Annotated in this window: 23 protein-coding genes and 1 other RNA gene; 16 read left to right on the plus strand and 8 right to left on the minus strand. The window is 38.3% G+C overall.

The genetic code is table 11. From position 1 onward, the window contains the following. The 5 genes from F580_RS0100625 to pspF are packed head-to-tail and all read right to left on the minus strand — an operon-like array spanning nt 1 to nt 5,740. Nucleotides 1-1,035, minus strand: a complete 1,035-nt coding sequence (locus F580_RS0100625; protein ID WP_019025756.1) for a peptide ABC transporter ATP-binding protein — start codon at nt 1,033-1,035, stop codon at nt 1-3. A 46-nt stretch (nt 1,036-1,081) separates the two neighbouring features. Then, entirely contained in the window at nt 1,082-1,975 is an 894-nt protein-coding gene (locus F580_RS0100630) for an ABC transporter permease subunit (protein WP_019025757.1), read from the minus strand. Beyond that, entirely contained in the window at nt 1,965-2,993 is a 1,029-nt protein-coding gene (locus tag F580_RS0100635; RefSeq protein WP_019025758.1) for an ABC transporter permease, read from the minus strand. The genes F580_RS0100630 and F580_RS0100635 overlap by 11 nt, the downstream gene beginning before the upstream one ends. A 1-nt stretch (nt 2,994) precedes the next feature. Then, nucleotides 2,995-4,590: an ABC transporter substrate-binding protein gene (locus F580_RS0100640; protein ID WP_245560580.1), complete on the minus strand. Its 1,596-nt coding sequence runs from the start codon at nt 4,588-4,590 to the stop codon at nt 2,995-2,997. A gap of 31 nt (nt 4,591-4,621) precedes the next feature. Beyond that, on the minus strand, nt 4,622-5,740 hold the full coding sequence (gene pspF / locus F580_RS0100645; RefSeq protein ID WP_019025760.1) for a phage shock protein operon transcriptional activator: 1,119 nt from the start codon (nt 5,738-5,740) through the stop codon (nt 4,622-4,624). Nucleotides 5,741-5,987: 247 nt separating this feature from the next. Between pspF and pspA the strand changes: the two genes are divergently transcribed. The 14 genes from pspA to F580_RS27070 all read left to right on the plus strand — a co-directional run bounded on the left by pspA (nt 5,988) and on the right by F580_RS27070 (nt 17,539). Then, a complete protein-coding gene (gene pspA, locus F580_RS0100650) occupies nt 5,988-6,653 on the plus strand; it encodes a phage shock protein PspA (protein WP_019025761.1) in 666 nt (221 codons plus the stop codon). 89 nt (nt 6,654-6,742) lie between these two features. Continuing rightward, the gene (gene pspB / locus F580_RS0100655; protein WP_040356686.1) at nt 6,743-6,955 is read left to right on the plus strand and encodes an envelope stress response membrane protein PspB; all 213 of its coding nucleotides are present in this window, start codon (nt 6,743-6,745) and stop codon (nt 6,953-6,955) included. Next, complete coding sequence (gene pspC, locus F580_RS0100660) at nt 6,952-7,392, plus strand: envelope stress response membrane protein PspC (RefSeq protein WP_019025763.1); 441 nt, start codon at nt 6,952-6,954, stop codon at nt 7,390-7,392. The genes pspB and pspC overlap by 4 nt, the downstream gene beginning before the upstream one ends. Before the next feature lie 193 nt (nt 7,393-7,585). Further along, complete coding sequence (locus tag F580_RS0100665) at nt 7,586-9,118, plus strand: YcjX family GTP-binding protein (protein WP_019025764.1); 1,533 nt, start codon at nt 7,586-7,588, stop codon at nt 9,116-9,118. Next, a complete protein-coding gene (locus F580_RS0100670) occupies nt 9,115-10,251 on the plus strand; it encodes a YcjF family protein (protein ID WP_019025765.1) in 1,137 nt (378 codons plus the stop codon). The genes F580_RS0100665 and F580_RS0100670 overlap by 4 nt, the downstream gene beginning before the upstream one ends. Before the next feature lie 218 nt (nt 10,252-10,469). Continuing rightward, entirely contained in the window at nt 10,470-11,273 is an 804-nt protein-coding gene (gene phhA / locus F580_RS0100675; protein ID WP_019025766.1) for a phenylalanine 4-monooxygenase, read from the plus strand. Between the two features lie 54 nt (nt 11,274-11,327). Next, nucleotides 11,328-11,681, plus strand: coding sequence for a 4a-hydroxytetrahydrobiopterin dehydratase (locus tag F580_RS0100680; protein WP_019025767.1), 354 nt, complete (start codon nt 11,328-11,330; stop codon nt 11,679-11,681). A gap of 169 nt (nt 11,682-11,850) precedes the next feature. After that, nucleotides 11,851-13,401 carry a transcriptional regulator TyrR gene (gene tyrR, locus F580_RS0100685; RefSeq protein ID WP_019025768.1) on the plus strand — a complete coding sequence of 517 codons (1,551 nt, stop codon included), beginning with the start codon at nt 11,851-11,853 and terminating at the stop codon, nt 13,399-13,401. Nucleotides 13,402-13,578: 177 nt separating this feature from the next. Further along, nucleotides 13,579-14,568, plus strand: coding sequence for a fumarylacetoacetate hydrolase family protein (locus tag F580_RS0100690; RefSeq protein WP_019025769.1), 990 nt, complete (start codon nt 13,579-13,581; stop codon nt 14,566-14,568). Between the two features lie 146 nt (nt 14,569-14,714). Then, on the plus strand, nt 14,715-15,353 hold the full coding sequence (gene maiA / locus F580_RS0100695) for a maleylacetoacetate isomerase (protein WP_019025770.1): 639 nt from the start codon (nt 14,715-14,717) through the stop codon (nt 15,351-15,353). Nucleotides 15,354-15,561: 208 nt separating this feature from the next. Continuing rightward, nucleotides 15,562-16,476, plus strand: a complete 915-nt coding sequence (locus tag F580_RS0100700) for a DUF3014 domain-containing protein (RefSeq protein WP_019025771.1) — start codon at nt 15,562-15,564, stop codon at nt 16,474-16,476. A 130-nt stretch (nt 16,477-16,606) separates the two neighbouring features. Beyond that, an RNA gene (gene ffs / locus F580_RS25800) (signal recognition particle sRNA small type) lies at nt 16,607-16,703 on the plus strand. 69 nt (nt 16,704-16,772) lie between these two features. After that, a complete protein-coding gene (locus F580_RS0100705; RefSeq protein ID WP_019025772.1) occupies nt 16,773-17,153 on the plus strand; it encodes a hypothetical protein in 381 nt (126 codons plus the stop codon). A 260-nt stretch (nt 17,154-17,413) separates the two neighbouring features. Then, nucleotides 17,414-17,539 (plus strand): site-specific integrase, encoded by a 126-nt coding sequence (locus tag F580_RS27070; protein WP_281167203.1) that lies wholly within the window; start codon nt 17,414-17,416, stop codon nt 17,537-17,539. Between the two features lie 520 nt (nt 17,540-18,059). Here F580_RS27070 and F580_RS0100710 read toward each other — a convergent pair. Both F580_RS0100710 and F580_RS0100715 read right to left on the minus strand, forming a co-directional pair. Beyond that, nucleotides 18,060-18,452: a hypothetical protein gene (locus tag F580_RS0100710; RefSeq protein ID WP_019025773.1), complete on the minus strand. Its 393-nt coding sequence runs from the start codon at nt 18,450-18,452 to the stop codon at nt 18,060-18,062. A gap of 458 nt (nt 18,453-18,910) precedes the next feature. Beyond that, complete coding sequence (locus F580_RS0100715; protein ID WP_019025774.1) at nt 18,911-19,909, minus strand: PAS domain S-box protein; 999 nt, start codon at nt 19,907-19,909, stop codon at nt 18,911-18,913. 974 nt (nt 19,910-20,883) lie between these two features. Here F580_RS0100715 and F580_RS25280 point away from each other — a divergent pair. Together F580_RS25280 and F580_RS0100725 are read left to right on the plus strand one after the other, a co-directional pair. Further along, nucleotides 20,884-21,369: an STAS domain-containing protein gene (locus tag F580_RS25280; protein WP_051092033.1), complete on the plus strand. Its 486-nt coding sequence runs from the start codon at nt 20,884-20,886 to the stop codon at nt 21,367-21,369. A gap of 968 nt (nt 21,370-22,337) precedes the next feature. Then, nucleotides 22,338-22,853 carry a hypothetical protein gene (locus F580_RS0100725; protein ID WP_019025776.1) on the plus strand — a complete coding sequence of 172 codons (516 nt, stop codon included), beginning with the start codon at nt 22,338-22,340 and terminating at the stop codon, nt 22,851-22,853. 280 nt (nt 22,854-23,133) lie between these two features. Here F580_RS0100725 and F580_RS0100730 read toward each other — a convergent pair whose 3' ends face one another. Then, nucleotides 23,134-23,994 carry an alpha/beta fold hydrolase gene (locus tag F580_RS0100730; protein ID WP_019025777.1) on the minus strand — a complete coding sequence of 287 codons (861 nt, stop codon included), beginning with the start codon at nt 23,992-23,994 and terminating at the stop codon, nt 23,134-23,136. Between the last annotated feature and the right edge of the window lie 23 nt (nt 23,995-24,017).

Here is a 24,017-nt window from a genome sequence, read left to right on the forward strand (position 1 = left end):
TTAACGGACTCCTTTCACTGGTTTGCGCTTGGTCGATTCTTTTCGAGTTGTTTCTTGCAGTATAGGGAAGTGACAACTGACTTTATGGCCATGAAAATTACTGACCTTTGGCGCGACCACACAGCTTTGTTGTGCTCTCGGGCATCGTGGCCCTAGACGGCAACCAATCGGTAAATGTTGTAAAATTGGGATGCTACCTGGTAGGGTCATTAAACGTGATTTGGACGGTAACTGTAAATTAGCCTTAGTACTACTATCAACTAAAGCACGGGTGTAGGGGTGCATTGGCTTATTGAATATCTGCTCGGTAGTGCCCGCTTCCACAAACTGCCCGCTATACATCACTGTAATGGTACTAGTCCAGTGGGTAAGGTTTTCTAAATCATGACTGATTAATAGAATTGACATGTTTTTTAATTGGTTTAAGTTAGCTAATAGCCTATATATTTGCCCCTGATTAGTACTTTCCATTGTTGCTGTCGGCTCATCGGCAATCAATAATATTGGCCTGCCGGCGAGGGCGATTGCAATCATAACGCGTTGACAAATAGCTTCAGTAAGTTGATGAGGGTAACTATTAATACATTGGCTATGTTTCTTAATACCCACTTTGTGCAGTAATTTTATTACCGCCTCTTTTCGTTGTTTTTTCCGCTGCCAGAAATGACCAGATAATTGTGAAGTATCGATGGCCTCACTTAACTGCTCGCCTATCAAAGTGGTGGGATCTAAGCAACTCATAGGCTCTTGAAAAATCATCGCGATATCACGGCATAACAGTGCTCTACGTTCATCGATTGTTAATCTCAACAAGTCGATACCGCGCCAATGAAATCGGTCGGCATGGACATGCCACTTATCTTCTAAAACGCCGATGATTGCCTGTGCGAGCAAGGTTTTACCTGAGCCAGATTCACCCACTAAACCGCGAACTTCGCCTTCTTTAATTGATAGACTTACCTTATCTACCGCTAATACCCGCCCATTGGGGGTGTCTAGTTCAATAGATAAGTTTCTAATATCGAGTAAATTCATAAGCTCTACTTATGTGCTCTTATAGGGAAAGTGGGTAATGGTGTCATTAGTTCTCCTTACGTAGCTTTAACGCATGACGAATGCCTTCACCTACTAAGTTAGTGGCAACTACGGCGAACAATATGGCTAAACCTGGCAGATAAACTGTCCATGGCGCTATATAAAAACGTTCTAGGCCATTAGCTAATATAGCGCCCCATTCAGGTAAGGGGATTTGCGCGCCGAGACCTAAGAAGCCTAAGGTGGCTATATCTAAAATCGCAGCAGACTGCGCTAAGGTTGCTTGACTCATTAAGCGCTCAATAATGTTAGGGAATACCGAGTAGTACAAAATACGGAAATTACTGGCGCCATCAAGGCGTGATGCCAAAACATAATCTTTTCTAAATTCTTCTTTCACTGCATAACGAGTGATGTGGATAAATTGAGGGATAAAGACAATGGCAACTGCCCACACGGTATTACTGATGCCTGGCCCTAATATCGCCACGATAATTATCGCCAACAATAGCGATGGAATTGATAACACGACATCGAGAAAGTGATTTAAAAAACTAGATTTAATGCCTTTGGTTAGGGCCGAAAGTGAGCCTATCACTACACCGATAACTAAAGAGAAAAAGACCACGATAAAACTTAAGCCAAAGGTCAGTGAGGTGCCGTACATCAGGCGAGATAACATGTCTCTGCCTAATTCATCAGTGCCTAATAAGTAACTTACATTGCCATCTGGATGCCATGCAGGCGGTAATAAAATCATTTCCAAATTACTGTCTACGGGCGAGTAGGGGGATAAAATAGGTGCGAAAATAGCTAATAAAATTAAAAAGATAAAACAACAAAACCCAGCCATGGCAACAGGGGTTTTACGAAATATCCCCCATAACTGCATAAAAGGAGAAGGAAAAACTTCCTCAAGATAGGTTTTTTCACGAGCCATGATTGTTACCTCGTGCTAGTGGGTTAAGCGCCGCATAAATAAAATCCGTTAGAATATGCACCAGAAATATAAAACATGACAGCACTAACAGTCCACTTTGAATCGCGGTGTAATCACGTTGATAAATACTTTCTATTAACCAACGTCCAATTCCAGGCCAGCTAAATATGACCTCAGTGACCATAGCAATGGTGACGAGATTGGCAAACTGTAAACCGACATGACGAATTATTTTAATTAAGGCATTTCGTATGGCATGACGAAATATTATTTGATTAAAGCTTAAGCCTTTAGCCCGAGCGGCTCTTATATAAGGTGCCGCTAATACTTCAATCATTGCAGCGCGTGATAAACGGATGAATATCGTTGCCGGTGCTAAGGCGATGACACAAGCGGGTAGGATGATATGCGCACTAGCGTTACTGAACGCTTGCCACTTATATGGGCTGTCACTTAACAAAATATCAATAAACTGAATGCCGGTTACAAAGTCAATTTCAAATAACAAACTGATTTTACCTGCAGAGGGCAGCCAACCAAGGTTGATAGAGAAGGTGTGTATCGCTAATAAGCCAAGCCAGAAAACAGGAATGGAATAGCCAATCATCGCGAAGGATAATATCGCATTATCACTGGTCTTATTATGGCGAATGGCGGCAATAAAACCCAGAGGAATACCAATGAGCATTGCAATAAGTAAGGCGACTAAGCTGAGTTCAATAGTTGCGGGCAGTAATTCTATAATTTCATCACTAATGGGTGATTGACTGGCCATCGACTGACCCAGATCACCTTGCAGTATGTGCGATAAGTAAGCATTGTATTGGCTGAAAATATTTTCATCCATTTTATAGACTTTATTCAGCTCCACTAACTCTGTTGGGGTAGCATGAATTTGCCCCGAGTGGTTGATAACCGTATCACCAGGAAAAAGAAAACTTAAACTGAACGAAAGCAGTGTTAACACCAACATAGTAAAGATAAATAAGCTGAAGCGTCGTAAGGTAAAAGTAAGCATCTTAGTTACTCGCCTCGTTAACCAATTTGGCCTTTTTACTTGCCTGATAAAAACTAATGCCACCAAATTTTGATAGTATATCGCCTTCTACGTCAGAGCCTCGTGCTTGAAATCGTTTAGAGTGAGCAATAGGTAATAATGGCATTTCATCATTAATTATTACCATCGCCTTGGCGTAATAGCCTTTGCGTTTACTCATATCGGTGGTTTTTAACGCTTTTTTTAGCAAATCATCATATTCTTTATGACACCAAAATGTGCGGTTGTTACCTATTTCATTTGCTGAACAACTTAACATGGGGGTAAAGAAATTATCCGGGTCGGGGTGATCGGCATTCCAGCCTAATAAAAAACTCTGATGTTCACCTAATGATAAACGACGTAGAAAAGTACTCCACTCGTAGCTGACAATCTTCACCTTAACGCCTATTTTCTTTAAGTCTGCCTGAATGAGTTTTGCCATCTTCACAGCATTAGGATTGTATGTCCTTTGAACTGGCATTGCCCAAATGTCCATGGTAAAACCTTGGGGATAACCTGCTTCCGCTAATAACGATTTTGCACGCACAGGATCATAACCGAGCTCAGGGGTGTTTTTGTCATACGCCCAAGAAGTTGTCGGCAAAATGGACTTTGCACGAGCCGCCTGCGAGCGATAAATATTATCAACTAAAGCCTGTTTATTGATCGCCAAACTGATGGCCTGTCGGACTAATTTATTATCAAAGGGTGCCTTTTGGGTATTAAAACCAAAGTAGCCGACATTTAATGACGTAATTGACTCTAGCTGCAAATCGCTACGCTGCGCTATTTTTTTATGGGCGTTAGGGTAGCTACTGACATCACACTCTTTCGCTAATAACTTAGTTAAACGACTGGTTTCTCTGGGGGATATATCATAAACGAGCTGCTCAATTTTAGCTTTTCCTTGCCAATATGAATCATGACGATAAAAACGGATTAAGGATCCCACCCGATAGTCCTTTAGCTTGAAGGGTCCTGTACCGATTGGGAGGATATCTATTTCATGTTTTGAGTTGCTGTTGGTGAGTTGTTGTCCATATTCAGCGGATAAAATTACGGCATAATCGGTGGCTAAATTGGCCAAAAATGAGCTTTCATTACGCCTCAATATAAAGCGTACAGTATAGTCATTAATTTTCTCTACCTTTTCAACAAGCTCAGAAAAATTAACGCTTTGAAAAAAGGGATATTGGCCACCGGATACGTGATGAAAAGCATGTTCTTTATCTAGGATTCGATTAAAAGTGAATAAAACATCGTCAGCATTAAATAATCTTGTTGGGGTAAAGTAGCTTGTTTGATGGAAGCTCACATCTTGTCGTAAATAAAAAGTGATTTTTCTACCATCACGGGTTATATGTTTGGATTTAGCTAAGCTAGGACCTAGAGTATTGCTTTGCCCTTTATAAACAATCAGGCTGTTATAAAGCTGCTTTGAAGTCGCATCGGATGTTGTGCCAGAGGTACTCAGTTGTGGGTTAAATGTTTCAGGAGAGCCTTCAGAGCAATAGATAATACTTCGTTCACTTAACGACAATTTACTATCTTCGTTACATCCTGACAAAAGGCTCACCAAAGCCACCATTGAAATAAAGAGGATGGACTTAGAATTCATCGGTAATACTGCTATCAAGCAAGTTGTATTTTTTTAGATAACCCCTTAATTGATGATACGTTAATTCAAGTGCTTCAGCGGTTTTCTTTTGGTTAAACTGACAATGTGCTAATGCAGACTTAATTAACTCAATTTCATAGTCTTGCGACAGGGTTTTTAATGACTGTGGAAACTGTTGTGTCACCAGAGTAGAAGACGTCTGTAGGGATTCCTCTTTGGCAGGCATTACCGTTGAACCTTCTGCAACTAATTTTTCATCAGGTGTACTGTGACTGCTCTGAAGGGAATTTATCCGGTCATTTGTTTTGATTCGTTGACTGGGTCTAAAAGGTGACTCAAATGGATCTATGATTAATTCATGCACAGGCAAGTGTGGATTGTTACATCGATAGACACTGCGCTCAACGACATTTTTCAACTCGCGAACATTACCCGGCCAATGATATTCAAGTAGGCTGCGTTTAGCTTTTTCGGTAAAACCACTAAACAATTCAAATTCAAGCTCACGCGCCATAATTATAGCGAAGTGTTCAGCTAACATTAAAATGTCATCTAAACGCTCTCTTAATGGTGGCAGGGTAATAACATCAAAGGCTAATCTATCTAATAAGTCAGCTCTAAAATGACCTGATGCGGCTAGGGTAGGTAAGTCTTCGTTGGTGGCTGCAACCAAACGGACATCGGTATAGATTGTTTTTGAACCACCGACACGTTCAAATTCACCGTATTCAACGACACGTAAGAGCTTCTCTTGAATTAAGCCTGAAGTATTGGCAATCTCGTCTAAAAAGAGCGTACCTTTATCGGCACGTTCAAACCGGCCTTCATGTCGTTTGTTGGCACCGGTGAATGCACCACTGTCGTAACCAAATAGTTCAGTTTCGAGTAGATTTTCATTTAGAGCCGCGCAATTGAGCTTTAAATAGCTTTGATCCCAGCGCTTTGATAAATAATGCAAACGAGCGGCAACAAGTTCTTTGCCCGTACCACGCTCACCGATGATCAGAACGGATTTTCTTAACGGAGCAATTTGGGATATTTGCTCGAGAACTTCTAAAAAGCTATTTGATTGACCAAGCAGGTTATCTTGTTGGTTAAAACGCGACATACTAAACTCAAATGTTGGTTTATTTCACTAACAAATAGTGTATTTTATTAGTTGGTAGGTTGGAAGACTTTTTTAAATAAATAATAAGTTTATTTAAAACAGTGTGTTATAAGTTATTATAAAGTTGGCGTAAATAATGAATATGTTAAAACGTAGTTAAAGTAAAAATAAACGCTAAGTTAGTGCTTAGTTCATGTAAAAGTAATTATAAATTGGCATTGTTTAGCCATTAGTTGAGGAAGATGTTATGGGTATTTTTTCAAGGTTCACCGATATTATAAATTCGAATATTAACAATTTATTAGACAAAGCCGAAGATCCAGCAAAAATGGTGCGTTTAATCATTCAAGAGATGGAAGATACCTTAGTTGAAGTACGCTCTAGTTCTGCAAAAACACTTGCAGATAAAAAAGAATTAACCCGCCAAGTAAGCCGCCTTGAAAAGGATGCGCTAATATGGCAAGAAAAAGCAGAGTTGGCGTTAAGTAAAGATCGAGAAGATTTGGCACGTGCCGCCTTAATGGAAAAGAAAAAAAGCAGCGAAAGTGCCGCGGCTTTACTAGCCGAGTTAACCCACACTGATGGCCATATCAGCAAGTTGCAAGATGAAATTTCACAATTACAAGATAAGCTCTCCGATGCTAAATCGCGTCAAAAAGCGATTCTTATTCGTGAAAAATCAGCTAGCTCTCGTCTGAAAGTAAAAGAAAACATCCATAGTAACCGAGTAAACGACGCGTTAAACCGCTTTGATCACTATGAACGTAAAATTGATGACATCGAAGCCGAAATTGAATCTTATGACTTAGGTGGTAAATCTTTAGCTGATGAGATTGCCGAACTTGAGAGTGATGAAAAGGTTGATGATGAATTAGCGAAATTAAAAGCTAAGATGAAACGTAATAAAAAATAGCCAAAATCACAGAATAAACATCTAATAAGAACGTAAAAAAAACTATCGATAGAATAGGATAAAGGAGAAGTATTGTGGAAGAGATTATCATGGCACCCGTCATTATATTTATGATCATTGTCGCGCCTATATGGTTGGTGTTGCATTACCGCAGTAAAAAGCAGGTTAGCCAGGGGTTAAGCCAAGAAGAGTATATGCAATTATCAGAATTGTCTGAAGTTGCTGATACCATGGCTGATAGAATACAAACTCTTGAAGCGATATTAGACGCGGAGACCCCGAGCTGGAGAGCCAAATTATGAACCGAAAAAGAGGTGAATTGTATCGTAATACCAATCGGGGGAAAATCGCCGGGGTTTGTGCTGGTATAGCAGACTACTTTGGTTGGGAAACGTGGTTAGTTAGAATTTTAGTGGTATCTGGGGTGTTGTTTGGTATGCCTTTTCTTATCTTAGGCTATATTGCCGGTTGGTTTATTCTTGATAAGTCGCCAGAGCAAGCAATCGAACCCGGTGGACGTCATAGCCGCTATGCTAAAGGTCATTCACAGCAATATAATGATGTGAGTAATGAGTCAATCAAGGTGAAATCGCGAATATGGCAAGCAGGTGAGCCGCCAAAACAAGCCCTGCATGATATCGGCCGTAAATTTCGTTCTCTGGAAAGGAAAGTACAAGCGATGGAACAATATGTCACGTCGGCTGAATTTACCGTTTCAAGAGAAATTAATAAGCTGTAATAGCCTCACCTTAAAAGCTGCCGTTGGTAGCTTTTTTATTTTACTCACTCACTATGTTCTCCCCTGATTCGCTCATTTTTCTGAGGAAGGTAATCAATAAGGTGTAATGTTATAGAAAAGACCTTATTATCAACTTATTCATCAAATATATTATCATTAAATCTACTATTAATTTAAAAGTTATCAATTCGTTATGGCATTAATAAGCAAGTCGTTAATAAAAAAATATGGCCTAGATAAGCTAAAAAATAAGCTGAAAGATAAGGGCAAGGAACTTCTACGTCACACACTCGACCAACAGGTAACGTTAGCGGTGACCGGGTTAAGTCGTAGCGGTAAGACTGCGTTTATTACTTCATTGGTGAATCAACTAATCAATGAAGGTAGTGGCACTAAATTGAGTTTTTTTGATCCCGTCCATAATGGTAATTTTATTGCCGCTAAACGAGTGCCGCAAAAACATTTTCATGTGCCCCGATTTGATTATGACTCGGCAATGTCTGCCTTAACATCTGAGCCTGCTAACTGGCCAAAACCAACACATGGCATCAGTGAACTACGCTTGGCTATTCGTTATCAACCTAAAAACTCAATACTTAAATATGCCACTGACATGGCAACGTTGACTTTAGATATTACCGACTACCCTGGTGAGTGGTTACTCGACTTACCTATGCTTAAGCAAACTTATCAAGAGTGGTCAAAGCAAACCCATGAATTGATGAAAAAGGCCCCAAGAGCTGAGTACAGTAAAAGTTTTTTGGCTAAACTGGCAAAAATTGACCCTTTTTCGACGGCGAGTGAAGAGTTATTAGCCCAGCTAGCCCAGGAATATAGCGCACTGTTACATACTTTTCGTCATACGTTGGGTTTATCTGTGATCCAGCCAGGGCGTTTTATATTACCCGGTGATTTAGCCGGAGCACCAATCTTAGAGTTTTTCCCCTTTCCTGCGTTAGAAGAACTTGACGGCAATGATTATCAAAATGCCCCTGATGATAGCTTTATTGGCATGTTGCGTTCACGTTACCTTGAATATAAAGAGCAGGTGGTGCGCAAGTTCTATCAAGAACACTTTCTGCGTTTTGACCGACAAATAGTATTAGCTGATTGTTTAACGCCCTTGAATAAAGGTAAAGAAAGTTTTGCCGATTTAGAGTTGGCGATGTCGATGATCTTGCAAAGTTACAGTTACGGAAAGTCGGGGCTGTTTTCTCGTTTATTCTCACCTAAGATAGACAAGTTACTTTTTGCCGCGACAAAAGCTGATCATGTCACCCCTGAGCAACATGGCCCTATGGTGGCGTTATTGAATCAGTTAATTCATCAAAATAAGCATCAGTTAAACTTTGAGGCCGTTAAGGTTAAAACGTTAGCCATTGCATCCGTTAAAGCAACTAACTCAGGACTAAGTAAACATAAGGGCAAAGATATTCCTGTGATACAGGGGCGAAGTTTAGCTAAAGCAAGTGCCGTTAATTCAAACTCTGCTAATTCAAATATATCTCATTCAGACGTTGATGAATCAACAGAAATCTTCGGTCATAAAATAACCGTTTTTCCCGGCGCGGTACCCAGTCAGTTGCCAAAGGATGATTACTGGCAATCGAGTTCCTTTAATTTTATTGATTTCGCGCCGTTAAGTGGCCTTAACAAGCACCAATGCTTGCCTCATGTACGTATGGATCAAGTATTACAGTTTTTAATTGCAGATAAAATGATATGACTAATAACAAAGATAAAGCCAATGAAGACTTACAGCAACAACAAATACTTTTTAGCGAAAGTGATACCGTCGTTGTATCGAGTAATAGTCAATATAAAGATAAAATCGCAGGTAACAGTGTTACCGAACAAGTTGTCTTTACTAATGAGGACTACTTGCCTTTGGTGCTTGATGAGCATCAGGCAGATGAACTAGACCAAACAGAGCTAAGTGCTGATGACATTTTATCGGGCGTTGACAAAATACAGCGTGGTAAGCGTTCGTGGTTATGGCGTACTATCCTGGTATTATTTGTCACCTTACTCACCATAGAAATGGTTGGTTTTTTTATTAGTGGTTTTGAACAGTCACCAATAATTACTAGTCTTTATGGGATATTATTCGCTTCATTAACTTTGGTTGCGGGTAATGCTCTGTGGCATGAACTTATCGGGCTTAAGCAGTTTAAGCGTCGCCAGAAAATGAAAAAACAAGCAACTGAGTTATTATTAATTGAAAGCGAACAATTAACCGAGTCTACCAACCAACGCGGTAAAGACTTTTGTGAAAATATTAGCGAAAGTTTGCCCTGTGATTTAGTGTTTGATTGCCCTAAAGAGCAGCAGGTTTGGCATGACGCCTTAGCTTCAGATCATAGCTCGAGAGAATTAGTACAGTTATATTCTCGCGTGGTATTAACTAAAGTCGACGAGAAAGCGCTAAATGAAGTCGCTAAATTTTCAACCGAAGCGGTGGTGCTAATCGCTTTAAGTCCGGTTGCCCTTATCGATATGTTGATTATGTTGTCGCGTAACTTACGTATGATTAATAAAATAGCTGGGCTTTATGGCTTAAAGTTGGGCTATTGGAGTCGTATAAAGTTGATCAAGCAGGTATTTATTAATTTGGCTTATGCTGGCGCCAGTGAGTTAGTCGCTGATTTGGGGAGTGATATGCTCGGCGCAGAACTCATGGGTAAACTCTCTGCTCGATTCGCCCAAGGACTAGGTGCTGGTATGCTTACCGCTCGACTCGGTGCCAAAACAATGGAGTTGTGTCGTCCTATTCCATTTGAGAAGAAACCTAAGTTAAGCCATGTCCGTAAAAAAATTGCCCAGCAAATTAAAGTGCTACTCAGTCCTAAAAAGTCATGAGAGTGGGGGAAACCCCACTGTAATTTATGATGTAACCTTTCTTGTACAGTAAATGCTATTGTTTGTTATTTGACCGTTTGTTGCGGCTTTATTTTATCTACCCAGATGTCTTAAGATGAATACAGCAACATTACATCTTTAACGCTAAAGTTTTAGCGTTAAAATTTTAGCGTAAAAAACTACAATAATAATAATCGCATTGCAGAAAGGTTAGTAAGATGGACAAAATAACTAAATATACTTCTAAAGCTCCTGATGAACAGGGTTATATCCAATGGACAGCAGAAGAAAATACTATTTGGCAAGAGCTGTTTGCTCGCCAAATAGCCTGTATTAAGGATAAAGCTTGTGATGAATATCACGAAGGTCTAGCAAAATTAAACTTAAGTCAAGATCGCATTCCTCAACTTGGTGATGTAAGTAAGGTGCTAAAAGCAACTACGGGTTGGCAATGCTATCCTGTGCCTGCCTTAATTGGTTTTGGTGAGTTTTTTAGACTACTATCGGAAAAGAAATTTCCAGTAGCAACTTTTATACGTAGTCGTGAAGAAATGGACTATTTACAAGAACCGGATATTTTTCATGAAATCTTCGGTCATTGCCCGCTACTAACAAACCCATCTTTTGCCAACTACACCGAAGCTTTTGGAAAAATGGGCTTAAACGCGAGTAAAGAGCAGCGGGTATTTTTAGCTCGCTTATATTGGTTTACCATTGAATTTGGCTTACTTGATACCCCGAAAGGTCTACGTATTTACGGTGGTGGTGTACTGTCTTCTCCAGGAGAAACAGACTACGCCATGAACAGTACCGAAGTGGAACGTCAGCCTTTTAATGTTCTAGATGTTTTAAGAACGCCTTATCGCATAGATATAATGCAGCCTATATATTACATGCTAACCAAGGTATCTGATTTAGATGATATTAGAAAATATGAAGTTGAGGATATCATGGCGCTGGTTGCCGAAGCACAAAGTCTAGGTTTACATGAAGCAAAATTTCCAGCGAAAGAAGCCAGTTAGTGCTTCGGGAAATAAGTCAGACGAATAATTTAAAATATAAACTAAGGATAAATAATGACTACAACACCAAGTAACCCATTAGCGAACCAAGTGTGTGAAGCTTGCCATGCCGATGCGCCAAAAGTAAGCGATGAAGAGCTTAAAGAGTTGATGGCGCTAATTCCTGATTGGGTGCCACAAGTTCGTGATAATGTCATGATGCTCGAACGTGAATACAAGTTTAAAAACTATAAGTTAGCTTGGGCTTTTGCTAATAAAGTCTCTGAATTAGCGGAAAGTGAGTTTCATCACCCGTCTATATTACTTGAGTGGGGGAAAGTGACAGTGACTTGGTGGACCCACTCAATCGGTGGTTTACACAAAAACGACTTTATTTGTGCCGCAAAATCAGACAAATTAACCGATTAACTTTCACGTTTGAATAAGCCGAAGAAAACATTTATAGGGTCACAATATAACTTGATAAATGTTGTGCTTTATTATCGTAAAAATTAGTTTACAATAGCCCTTCATCAATCTCTAAAATTAGTTTTAGAGTTCAATTATAGAATTATATTCTTGATTAAGGGCTAGTTAAATGCGTTTGGAAATTACTTGTCATGACCGTGTTGGTATGGGGCAGAAAGTTTTAGGTATTTTTGTTGAACATGGCATCAATGTACGTGGTATTGAGCTAATGCAGCCAGGGCGTATTTTTATTAATATCCCTGATTTAGATTTTTCAGATTTACAAACCTTTATGCCGCAATTAAGGTTAACTGAAGGTGTCGGTGATGTTAAAACGGCTCCTTACATGCCGTCCGAGCGAGAAAGAAACGAACTTGCTACTTTAATTAAAACTTTTCCAGATCCTTTTATATCAATAGATAGAAAAGGCAATGTTCGCATTGTTAACACTATTGCGTCGAATATTATCGGCGATGATGAGTCGACTCTCATTGGTCAACATATTAGTTTGTGGTTGAAAGGTTTTAACTTTAATCGTTGGTTAGATGCTAATGATGTGCTAGCACAAACCCGACGTTTAAAATTCCAAGGTGAAGACTTCGTCGCTGATATTATGCCCATCCATGTTTCTGGTGAAGACGAAAGTAAAGTGCTTGCCGGTGCGGTATTAATTTTAAAGTCAGAAGCTCGCTTAGGCCAGCAAATGAATGCCTTTAAACAGCCCAATGAAAATACTTTCTCAGGTATACAGGCAACTTCAAGTGCTATGAGAAAAGTGATCCGTGAAGCTAAACGTATGTCATCACTTGACTCCTCTATTTTAATTCTGGGTGAAACCGGAACAGGAAAAGAGCTACTTGCGCGAGCTTGTCATAGTGCTAGTGAACGTGCAGAGCATCCTTTTATGACCTTAAATTGTGCTGCCCTACCTGATGATGTGGCTGAATCAGAATTATTTGGTTCTGGCGAAAAAGAACAAGAGCGAAGTAAACGTGGCCTCTTTGAATTAGCTGATGGGGGCACTGTCTTTTTAGATGAAATCGGTGAAATGTCGCCTAAATTACAAAGTAAATTATTACGTGTCATTCAGCATGGTAGCTTTAGGCGTGTTGACTCTGAACAAGAAGTCACGGTAAATGTTCGTATTATTAGTTCTACCAACAAAGACTTGCTTAACCTAGTGTCATTGGGGTCGTTTAGAGAAGATCTGTATTATCGATTAAATGTCTTTGGCCTGACACTCCCCGCCTTGAGAGAGCGCCGCAGTGATATTTTACCGTTGGCAGAATTCTTTATTGTTAGTTCAGTCCAGCAGATTGGTCGTAGCCACGTTAAAATAAGTGATGACTGTCGTGATTTTATCGAACACTATCCTTGGCCAGGCAATATTCGTCAATTAGAGAATGTGCTAACCCGTGCGGTCTCATTACTTGAAGGTGATGAAATAGAGACCAGTCATCTACAATTACCTGCTTATACTCGGGAACATGGTTATTTAGAGCAGGAGTTCGAGGGAACATTAGATGCGGCAGTGAAAAAATTTGAAGCCGACTTATTACGTAAACTATATCCTGCATATCCAAGTACTAGACAATTAGCTAAAAAGCTTGGCCTAAGCCATACGGCAATTGCCAATAAGTTACGTGAATATGATATTAATAAAAAAACGGTGAAAATATAATTTAATCAGTGAGTTTTGACTGCTAACGACAGTGTAATAGTAACCGTAAAGAAATTATTCCGTACTGTTTCAGCTAAGCTGGCGCTATTGCTTGGTTGTCAGCGAAAAAATTCGTACCATACTTTCATCTTCTTAAAGTATCGATAAATATACCCGTTTTAATTAAAAGGTTTAACAATGAAATTAGCTACACTGAAAAATAATACCCGCGATGGTCAACTCGTTGTTGTTAACCGCGCTCTTGATAAAGCTGTCTTGGTAAGTGATATCGCAGAAACGTTACAAGCAGCTCTCGACAATTGGACTGATATTTCACCTAAATTAGCAGAAGTTTATCAAGCGCTCAATAATAATGAGCTCACCGACACTTTAACCTTTGAACAAGCAGAGTGTGAATCACCTTTACCTCGTGCTTATCAATGGGCTGATGGTAGTGCATATGTTAACCATGTTGAATTAGTACGCAAGGCAAGAAATGCTGAGATGCCAGCATCATTCTGGACTGAACCTTTAATGTACCAAGGTGGCTCAGACGCATTTATTGGCCCACGTGACGATATTTTGATTGCCAGTGAAGAGTTTGGTATTGATTTCGAGTCAGAAGTTGCAGTGATCACGGATGATATCCCAATGGGTACATCCGCAGAGCAAGCCGCAAGTCATATTAAGTTATTAATGTTAGTAAACGATGTGTCATTACGTAACCTGATACCGGGAGAATTAGCCAAAGGTTTTGGGTTTTTTGCCTCTAAGCCTTCAAGCGCATTCTCACCCGTAGCCGTTACACCCGATGAGTTAGGTGACGCGTGGGATGGCAAGAAATTGCATTTACCGCTAACAACTCATTTAAATGAAAAATTATTTGGTCAGCCTAACTGTGGCGTTGATATGACCTTTGATTTTCCGACGATTGTTGCTCATGCGGCTAAAACTCGCCCATTATCAGCAGGCTGTGTTATTGGCTCAGGTACTATTTCAAACTATGATCGCTCTGCAGGCTCAAGCTGTTTAGCTGAAATCCGTATGTTAGAGATCATTGCCGATGGGAAAGCAAGTACACCGTTTATGAGTTTTGGTGATACGGTTCGCATTGAAATGTTTGATAAAGAAGGCGCAAGTATTTTTGGTGCTATTGACCAAAAGGTTGTTGAATATAAAGCGCAGTAGCTTTTAGCGGTAAGCCGCTTTTAAATTCAGCGTTAAATAAATACTAATTAAATGCTAATTATCTACACTGAAGATAACTATAAGAGTTAACTTAGTCAGGTAATTAGCATTTTTTTTTACCGATAAAAATCCTATTAAGGAACAGTATGAAACTTTATGGCTATTGGCGCTCTACGGCCGCGTATCGTGTGCGCATTGCTCTTCATTTAAAAAATATTCCCTTTGAATCGATCTCAGTACACCTTGTTAAAAATGGAGGGGAACAACATAGTCGCGACTATAGTGAGCTTAATCCTAATCATTTAGTGCCGACGTTGGTAGATGGCGATTTCTCCTTAAATCAATCCTTAGCTATTATTGATTACCTAGACCAAGTCCATGTTGAACATGCCTTGTACCCAAAAGAGTTACAAAGCAGGGCTAAAGTAAAGGCGCTAGCATTAGACATCGCCTGTGAGGTGCATCCCTTAAATAATTTAAGGGTTCAACAGTATTTAGCTAAATCATTACAAGTCAGTGATCAAGCGAAACAAGCCTGGGTTGAACATTGGATGACCATTGGCTTCAAGGCGGTTGAGCAGAAATTATCGTTGAGTGCAGGGCAGTTTTGTTTTGCCGACACGGTAACTGTTGCTGATATTTGTTTAGTGGCACAAGTGTATAATGCTCATCGCTTTAACGTTGAGATGATTGCTTATCCATTAATCAACCAAGTCGTAGATAATTGTAATAAGTTGCCGGCTTTTATAAAGGCCTTACCTGAAAATCAACCTGATGCCCAGTAAGTGAGTTCAGCTCAAGTGATTTCTATATGGGTGTATTAAATACAGCTACTAAAGTTAAATGCTATTTTGATTGAGCTGTATTTGAAAACCGATAAAACACACAAAAAAATGAAATGAAACAATAAAATGTCTATGGATGGTTGCATCCATAGGCAAAACACGTTGCAATAATAGCGACGAAGAAATTAACCACATAATTGGGATAGCCATGGAAAACTCAGAACCAACACAGCAAGTAGAGCAGGGCGAAAATGATAAGAATTCTGGACCTCTCATTATATTCATTGTTGCTTTTATTCTCGTAGCCGCTGCATCGTGGCAGTTTCTCAGGGGGACAGAAGACACCAATGAAATTCTACAACAAGAGCCTGTGGTTGAAGCTACTGCCGTTGTTTTAGATGTTGCGGAAGGAAATGATGATGCCTTAAATACAGAAATCGCACTTCTTCCTGTTGAAAACAGCGAAGTTACCGCGCCAGAGGACGTTATAGAGTCACCTAAAGCAATTGTATTACCCGCATTAGATGAAAGTGATAGTTGGCTGCAAGAGAAGCTCCCTGAGTTAACATGGCGAAAAGAATTGCTTTCATTGTTAATCACCGAAGATATGATTCGCCGTTTTGTCGTTTTTACTGATAACTTTGCACAAGGCTTACTTGCTTATGAGCACAGTCCTTTTATTCAGCCTAAAGAGAAGTTTTCTATTGATGAGCAGTTAAACACAAGTGAGCCAAATGTTTGGCAATGGGATAGTGAAACAAGTAAACGTTTTGACCTATATGTCGATTTATTACGCTCTGTTGATAGCACTACGTTAGTTAATCAATATGTTGAAATGAAACCATTAATAGATGAAGCCTATAGTGAATTAGGCTATGAAGATGATTTTACTTATACACTGCAAGATGCCATTACCAGAGTGTTAGATATGGAACTGCCTAAATCCCCAATGGATGTAACGCGCACTAGTGTCATGTATAAATACCACGATGCTAAATTAGAGGCCTTAGATGATAGTGACAAGCTTCTGCTACGAATAGGTAAAGAAAACCTATTGATTATTAAGTCCGTGTTATTAGACATTAATGAAAAACTGGTGAAAAAAGTAAATAGTAGCAATTAATCTTAGTAGTTAGCGTAAAAAACAATCAACCAGTAGCTTTTTGCAAACTTGTACTTGCATCTGGCGGCACGATTAGCGATAATTCGCGCCGCTTTAAGAGTTAATTCTTTTGAAGCCTCTATGGTGACCCTTTCGGTCCCCTCGCAATGATACTCTGTGAACTCGGCCAGGTCCGGAAGGAAGCAACCGCAGCAGACGACTCATGTGCCGAGGTGTGGCTGATTGGGTTGCCACCAATCTTTTATAAATCAATGACTTACACCTAAATAAGCTTAGTTGCTACAATAGGTGCTACAATGCAGTCAGCAAATATCCCTCATTTATACATCCGTAATGGCATTTATTACTATCGTAATAACAGCTATTGGAAGTCTTTACGTACCCGTTGTAAAAAAGAAGCCTTTAAACAGCTTGCTCATTTGCTATTCGGCACAGTGAGTGAGGTGGTCGATAAATCTCCCACCAAGGTGTCTTGTGATGCTGAAGCATCAAAGCCACAATCGTCTGCTGCGGTTGCTTCCTCCCCTAAGTTTGGTGTACTAATCAAAGCCTACCTAGATGAACATGGTCATAGGTGGTCGCTGCGGGAATATACCCGTATTGAAAATCCCCTTAAGTTCTTACCTAAAAAAATCTCAATAAAGAAGCAGCTATTGCGGTTAAGCAATCACTGTTAAAAATCAAAACAATACCGACGTTCAATCGTTACCTTAAATACTTCAATTCTTTCTTTAGGTGGGTTATCGCTAACAATGTAGAAGTAATTATCAATCCCTTTGATGGTCTAAAAGTCATTGAAAAGAAAATATCACAAGCCAGTAAACGTAATGCCTATACCATTGACCAATTAGCTGAGTTATACAGCTTTGCCAATAAGTACGGTAATAAAAGCATAAAGTACTGGTTGATTCTCATTGGGCGTTATACGGGTGCTCGAATGAATGAAATCTGTCAGTTGAAACCAGAAGATATAACATCTGAGGCTATCCATATCCGTGGTGATATTCTTAAAACAGATAATGCCAAACGTTCTATACCAATACACCTCGGCTTATCGAGTTAGGTCTTTTAGATTGGGCTGGACAATGTGCTAAAGAACGCTTATTCCACGAATGGAAGCCTATGAGGGGCTCTTATAGCCATGCAGGAAGTCGTTGGTTTAGTCGGAACAATCCTTTTAAATCAGGTGTTAAAGGGGAAAAGGCTATTGTTGATTTTCATTCACTGAGGCATACGGTTGCTACTGAATTAAAGTAAGGTGGAGTAGCAAGTCAATTCACTGCTCAGATATTAGGTCATAGTAATGGAAATATTACTTACGATAGGTATGGTAAGTGCGTAAATATATCAATGTTGAAAGAAGCAATGTTATTTATTAAGTAATGGCTGTTCTGTGCGCTATATAGTCTTTTCAGTCTGAATAAACCTATAATCAGGGTGTTCAGATCATGTACCTATTTCATACGAATATTGTGCGCTTATTATCTTGATGATTTCCGCTTTGCTTTCGATGAACCCTCAAAGTTACCACAGTACACAGCTATAGGTCAGCTACAAAACGGTTATTCAGTGTTAGTGCCACTTTATGACAACTCTTGTTCTAACCAAGTAACTGCTGACTGAAATCCTAATTCTAATTCTAATTCTAAACCAGAAAATTGCCTTAAATTCAAATTATCTATTTTACGTGTATTGACCAATGCATTGGTCACCTGTTCGCAATATTGATTATAAGTAACAACAGCTATCGCCTTAATGCCAGATAATGAAGCGATGGTTAATTGCGCTTCAAAAGTATAAGTATACTTGTTAATTTTATTGATTAGTAAACCGAAATTTTTGTTGAAATGACATTTTAAACAATAATCAAATTCTTCAACCATTTCTAGGCTTATGATAATATTAGGATTAACCACTACTTCAGCTATGTTATCAGAAAGTAATGTAATGTAACCAAAACTTAATACGTGCTTCATTTTTTTGTGAGCTCTTTTAATTTAAGTTATTAATAAACACATTAGAAATGTCATTTTATGTTGTATTATTCTTTAAATATGTTCTTTACGAACAAATAAAAGGAAAGCTGCTCATAGAACTTAATTAAGCAGCTTTAAGGGAGGTGTTAATATCAATTTAAAATAATGAAAAAACTTTATACTGATATTAAAAAATCTACAAACTTTATAGGGAAGTTGACTGAATTATGGTTGTCTTTGGAATGTCTGTGCTATTTTTGTGATTCTGGAGCAGTTAAAAAGAAAAATTATAGTGTGTTAACGGTAGATGTTGAGCAAATAAATTATTAAAAAGTAATTGTTACATCTATAGCTGATATAGCTGATTTTTAGCACCTACATCCTTCCCATAGATAACAGCGACCATTTTATATCATTTTTTAAATCTAGGAGATTATTTCTATGGTTCGATGTGAAAATTATACGGGATTATTGTTTTTTATCGTCAGGAGATATTTTTTATATAATTTTGAAAAATGACCTATGTGCTTAAAGCCTACGGCACATGCAGTTTCCGTTAACGTGTTATGGACTTTGTTTTTAATAAAGTCATGCGCCTTTGCCAGCCTCGCTTTACGAATAAATAGTGCTGCACTGACTCCACATTCTATTTTTATTTTTCGCTGTAATGTTGAGCGGCTCATGAATACATATTCTGCCAGAGCGTTTACGTCAAAGTTACTATCAGCCATGTTAGCAAGTACGAGATTTGTAACCTTGGTTATAAAGCTGATGTTAGTGTGTAGATTAGAGTGGTCTATCATGAATTGCATGCCTACGCTTTTTTGAAGAATCATCAATTTTGATAATTCATCTTCTGCTATTTTGCGAGCGGTAATTTCATATGCCGTTGCATATATGTCTCCTCCGTTGACAAAGCAACGAGCGGTCCATTCTAGCCATTTATAAGAGCCATCTTTGCATACATAACGGTTTTGGAATCGTATAATTGGTAATCCCCTTGAAAGAGGCTCCATGTTATTAAAAGTCGATTCTCTTTCATCCGGATGAACAAATTCAACAAAAGGTTGAGCAAGAAGTTCTTGTTCAGAAAATCCGAGTGTTTCTGTAAATGCAGGACTAATTTTCAGAAAATAACCCTCTGGTGAGGCAATGCAAACCATGTGAGTTGTTAAATTGAAAATGTTATCTAGATCATCTTGTCTATAATTTTTTTTATCAAGCTGGGCTTGTCCATTTTTACCACCATTAATACCTGTAAGGGGACAACTTAGTGATGATTTTTCTGTTAGTAAAAGTGCCTGCTCTAAGTTTTTCACTAAAGCAGTGATATTTATTTCACCCGCTAATTTTGGATTACTCTCCGTTAAAAGCTGTGCATGTGAAATAGCCTTGACTAGATAATTGCTAATATCATGGCTTATAAGTTGGCTGTCGGGCGTGTCTTTCTTAATCAATGTTATGCTTCCTTTTCTTGATATCCCAGTGAATTACCACCGAGAGTTCCCTATTAAAGCGTATTTAATTATGCCGTTAGCGCATTGCCTGTAAACACTTTAATCTCTCACATGGCGGTATAGCAATAATTTAAACCAAAATATTACGCCCAATTGAGGTTATTCAGATTACACAGATAGCGACAAAACTACGAATTATGAGATGGTGTTGACTAAATTATGCTTGGATTTGACACGTTTGTGCTGCTTATTGAGTCGGGATAAGTTAAAAATACAAAAATCAGGTGTAAAATTTAAAATTATATTGAATTTTTTTTAGGCTGTTGCGGATGTTGAGATTAATTCCTTCTTGATAACACAATGTGTACTGAAAAATCATAAGTACGAATAGGTGAACAGTCCGCTTTAGGATCAACAGTGACCAATAAACTCCTTCAAAATTTACCGTAGCTAAAGACTTCTTTGTGGTAGCTTGTGACCTTAGAACAGTGAACAATGAACACTGGTAGCTTTGCCCACCCCAAAAGATAACGTCAAAAAGTGAGCGAAGAAGAAGTGATATTTCAAAATTGTGAGTGTTGTTCGAGGTCAACTTAACTCCAGTTAGTTGACTTAAGCATGTAGGCAGCTAACTTGATAAACATTGGCATAGCAGACGTTCCAAAAATTGGTTTTGAGACTAATATCAAGATCAAAAAATCAAAATACAGTTATAGAACGAGAACAATATCTCTGACTGCTGCAAGGACATTAGGCTGCCAGTGGGCGTTCATCTAAGAACGCTAACTGATGCCACATAGACGACTTTAGGTAATAAAAAAACGTCTAAAAAGGACGGCTCAAGTCGGTAATCAGCTTACTAAAATAAATTTAATCTCCAGTTATATTGCAGTTAATAACAATAAGCAACACAACTGTTACAGTTTAATCCAAGCTTTTCTATACAATATATATTATCGGAATTTTTAGTTGATATGTATATATCAGAAGCAACAAATGGATTTTTTATCATGAGTTTACATACAAGCTTTACTGATTTTACTTTTAATATTAAGGTAATTGAAAAACTAACTTTCGATGATTTTTATAATTTTAATAATTTTTTCCAAACAGCAAAAAGTATTGGAGCAGAGTTTGTAGTGGATTTGAACGATACCGTTCATATTGATGTTTCGGGATTGGGTATGCTGCTGCTTCTGCAAGAATACGTTACAAACTTAAAAGGAAGTGTTTCCTTAATCTTACCAAATCAAGCTAATCAAGCTAATCAAGCTAACAATATGCTCAAAATAGCTAAATTCGATAAAACTTTTGTAATAAAGTCATCTAATGGCAAGGATAAGTCACTAATACAAATAAGTGAGCCGTCCTCTGTCGTATCTAAGCGAGTTGTAGGAAAAGATATTTCGACTCTACCATCACACCGTTATTCGCTATTAGAAGACTATAAAGCGCACTAAGTGATCATTAATAATTAGATGATGAACGAACGCTGTGCTGTCTTAGTTCACATTCAGGTTTAACGACTCATTGACAGAAGTCATTATCAAAAGACTCATGTTTTTATCTATGAGGGAACGTCTGCTATCAGGAAGCCGTTAACATAGTCTAGTTGTTCAGCTATGTCCGCTGTAGATCAAAAAACTAAAGAATTTTCAGTCAAAATTATCAACCCCTTACTTCCGCAAAGTGGTAACAGTTGACGTTAGGAACTCAAAAACTAGCGTCTCTTTGTGGTAATAACGGAATATTATCCTGACGAAGTAGTTCCCGAGTAATTTGAATAAATGAATGGATTTAGCCCTATGTACCCTTTGATAATAAAGGGCTGTAGAGGGCTTTTTTCTTATGAATAACCCAGTGTTCATTAAATCTAAAATGGTAGGAATTACCCATGAGCCGTAAGGAATAGCCCTATTTCTGCATGTTTACATAATAGTTAAAGTTTAGTGTCTTGTAGTCCTATATTAATGGTAACTGTAAAGCATCTTGCTTTACCCTGATTTTCATTTTTATCATAGAGTTAAATGCAAACTACTTTTAGTAGTTAGTTTTAATGACCGCTTAGATAGGGTGAATGTTACAAAGCTGTAACAGCTTTTGGTGTTGTTTTCGAATAATATGTAAACATATTGAAGTTTATTTTTATTTGCATACTCAAAGGGCGTTATGAACAAAATTATTAGTATTACTATTTTAGCACTTATGTTATCTGCTTGTGGTGGAAGTGAATCAGTAGAGCTATAATTTTATAAACGAATTCAACCCTCTAGTCTCCTTATTATTAAGGGGATGTTGAGGTGGAATTATTATGATTTTGTTATCGTGACTTAAATAGCAAATGTATTGTTGTATAGTTTTCAACTTTTCTTAACATATGCTGATCTTTTAATTTCTGACTATCAGTAATAACTTGGTGCAATCGAATATGTCTCACAAAGCAACCTTATTTCCTTTGATTTTGTTAATAACCTTTATCACAGGTTGTACTACAGTTAGTTCAGATTCTGATATGAAAACTTTATCGGCTACGATACCAAGTTCGGTACTTACTGATTGTACTACAAATGCATCAACATTTTTTGAGACCTCACTTAGAACAAATGAAGATTTAGGTAATGATGAAAAACGTTCTGCAATACTCAAATCGATTGGCATCTCAACATCTAATCCTAATTTTGCAGTTAAAACATTTAAAGGACAATGGTTTTTAGAGTTTGAAACCCCTGATGCTATTTATGTTAGTTACAAGGTTCGTAGCCACTACCTTCAAGTTGCTGTATTTTATACGCCTAGAGGGCTAGATACTATTATATGTAATAGCAGAAACCTAAAGCAAAGTGATTCATCTATCCATAAAAAGGCTCCGATATGGAAAGAAAGTTTAAACTCAAGAATTAGATCAGAATTATCTCAACTCACTTATCCTCAGCAAAAAAGTTAAGATTGTTCACTTCATATTGATCCAACTAAAAGTGTTTTAATTACTCTACCTGATGATGGTACTTATGGCGCAAAACAGTATTTTAACTCTGGTCAAATGACTGCTAAATCTCTTAAATCATCACTAATTAAAGCTTCAATAAAAGTAGGCATAGCTAATCATAGTACAGCTGAAAATTTCATAGATGATATAAACTCAGTAGAACGAAAGTACTGGCTTAGCTACAAATCCGTGGCCAATTTTACTTGACCACTTCATATTGAGGTGAGGGAGAAACTATTCACTTATCCATATCATTTTGAAGAATAGCACTGACATAACTTTGCGTAGATTCAAGTTGTAAAAAGTGGCCAACATTAGGAAGTTTTGTGATTTTTGCTGACGGAAATATTTTACTCAACAATAATCCAGGGCCTTTCCATTGCTGATTTGGATCATCTAACCCCCAAACCAAATGGACTGGCAAATTTACATTTCGTAATTGAATCATATTATTAATTGTGTGTTTTGGATCTAGCGAAGCGAGCATATTTTGAAAAGCAAGTTGCCCCTGTTTATCTGTGATTTTACTATCCCAAAATATACGAGATACTGTTGCAGGAGTAAGGCATGCTGAGTTAAAAACAGCCCGACGTAATTCCCAATTAGCATATGAGTTTGGGAATAAGCCTAACTTAACAGATGTCCTGAACAATCTAAATTTTGCCATCCAGATCATTAACCTGACACTTAATACAGGCCAAGAACTAGCAGTAATACAATTGCTAAGCGTAACATGACTAAATAATTGCTCATCGAGGGTCATAAGTATTTGCGCCACTCCACCTCCAATATCATGACCTATCAACCAAACATTTTTATATTTCTTTTGTATGAGCCATTCTTGTAACAAAAGAGCGGCTCCCAAAAGAGAGTAATTTCCTTTAGTCGGAAGTCGAGTTTTGCCATAACCAGGTAGATCAGGAGCGATACAATGCCATCCTTTCTCGCTAACTTCGATCATCACACTTCTCCAAAGCTCCGCACTGGCAGGGATACCATGTAAGAATAAAGCGATTGGGTTATCTTTTGAACCAGCTTCCAAATATGATATTTCTGCATCCCCAATTTTTACAGCATGTCGTTTGATCTCTGCAGTCATAAATACGTCCTATGTTCTCCAGA

Origin of the sequence: Colwellia piezophila ATCC BAA-637 (assembly GCF_000378625.1) — a bacterium.
Lineage (GTDB): Bacteria > Pseudomonadota > Gammaproteobacteria > Enterobacterales > Alteromonadaceae > Colwellia > Colwellia piezophila.

Coding starts and splice junctions, on each gene's coding strand:
- F580_RS0100625 (WP_019025756.1), bottom strand. CDS start 1,035: ATGAATTTACTCGATATTAGAAACTTATCTATTGAACTAGACACCCCC.
- F580_RS0100630 (WP_019025757.1), bottom strand. CDS start 1,975: ATGGCTCGTGAAAAAACCTATCTTGAGGAAGTTTTTCCTTCTCCTTTT.
- F580_RS0100635 (WP_019025758.1), bottom strand. CDS start 2,993: ATGCTTACTTTTACCTTACGACGCTTCAGCTTATTTATCTTTACTATG.
- pspF (WP_019025760.1), bottom strand. CDS start 5,740: ATGTCGCGTTTTAACCAACAAGATAACCTGCTTGGTCAATCAAATAGC.
- pspA (WP_019025761.1), top strand. CDS start 5,988: ATGGGTATTTTTTCAAGGTTCACCGATATTATAAATTCGAATATTAAC.
- pspB (WP_040356686.1), top strand. CDS start 6,743: ATGGCACCCGTCATTATATTTATGATCATTGTCGCGCCTATATGGTTG.
- pspC (WP_019025763.1), top strand. CDS start 6,952: ATGAACCGAAAAAGAGGTGAATTGTATCGTAATACCAATCGGGGGAAA.
- F580_RS0100665 (WP_019025764.1), top strand. CDS start 7,586: ATGGCATTAATAAGCAAGTCGTTAATAAAAAAATATGGCCTAGATAAG.
- F580_RS0100670 (WP_019025765.1), top strand. CDS start 9,115: ATGACTAATAACAAAGATAAAGCCAATGAAGACTTACAGCAACAACAA.
- phhA (WP_019025766.1), top strand. CDS start 10,470: ATGGACAAAATAACTAAATATACTTCTAAAGCTCCTGATGAACAGGGT.
- F580_RS0100680 (WP_019025767.1), top strand. CDS start 11,328: ATGACTACAACACCAAGTAACCCATTAGCGAACCAAGTGTGTGAAGCT.
- tyrR (WP_019025768.1), top strand. CDS start 11,851: ATGCGTTTGGAAATTACTTGTCATGACCGTGTTGGTATGGGGCAGAAA.
- F580_RS0100690 (WP_019025769.1), top strand. CDS start 13,579: ATGAAATTAGCTACACTGAAAAATAATACCCGCGATGGTCAACTCGTT.
- maiA (WP_019025770.1), top strand. CDS start 14,715: ATGAAACTTTATGGCTATTGGCGCTCTACGGCCGCGTATCGTGTGCGC.
- F580_RS0100700 (WP_019025771.1), top strand. CDS start 15,562: ATGGAAAACTCAGAACCAACACAGCAAGTAGAGCAGGGCGAAAATGAT.
- F580_RS0100705 (WP_019025772.1), top strand. CDS start 16,773: ATGCAGTCAGCAAATATCCCTCATTTATACATCCGTAATGGCATTTAT.
- F580_RS27070 (WP_281167203.1), top strand. CDS start 17,414: ATGAATGAAATCTGTCAGTTGAAACCAGAAGATATAACATCTGAGGCT.
- F580_RS0100710 (WP_019025773.1), bottom strand. CDS start 18,452: ATGAAGCACGTATTAAGTTTTGGTTACATTACATTACTTTCTGATAAC.
- F580_RS25280 (WP_051092033.1), top strand. CDS start 20,884: ATGTATATATCAGAAGCAACAAATGGATTTTTTATCATGAGTTTACAT.
- F580_RS0100725 (WP_019025776.1), top strand. CDS start 22,338: ATGTCTCACAAAGCAACCTTATTTCCTTTGATTTTGTTAATAACCTTT.
- F580_RS0100730 (WP_019025777.1), bottom strand. CDS start 23,994: ATGACTGCAGAGATCAAACGACATGCTGTAAAAATTGGGGATGCAGAA.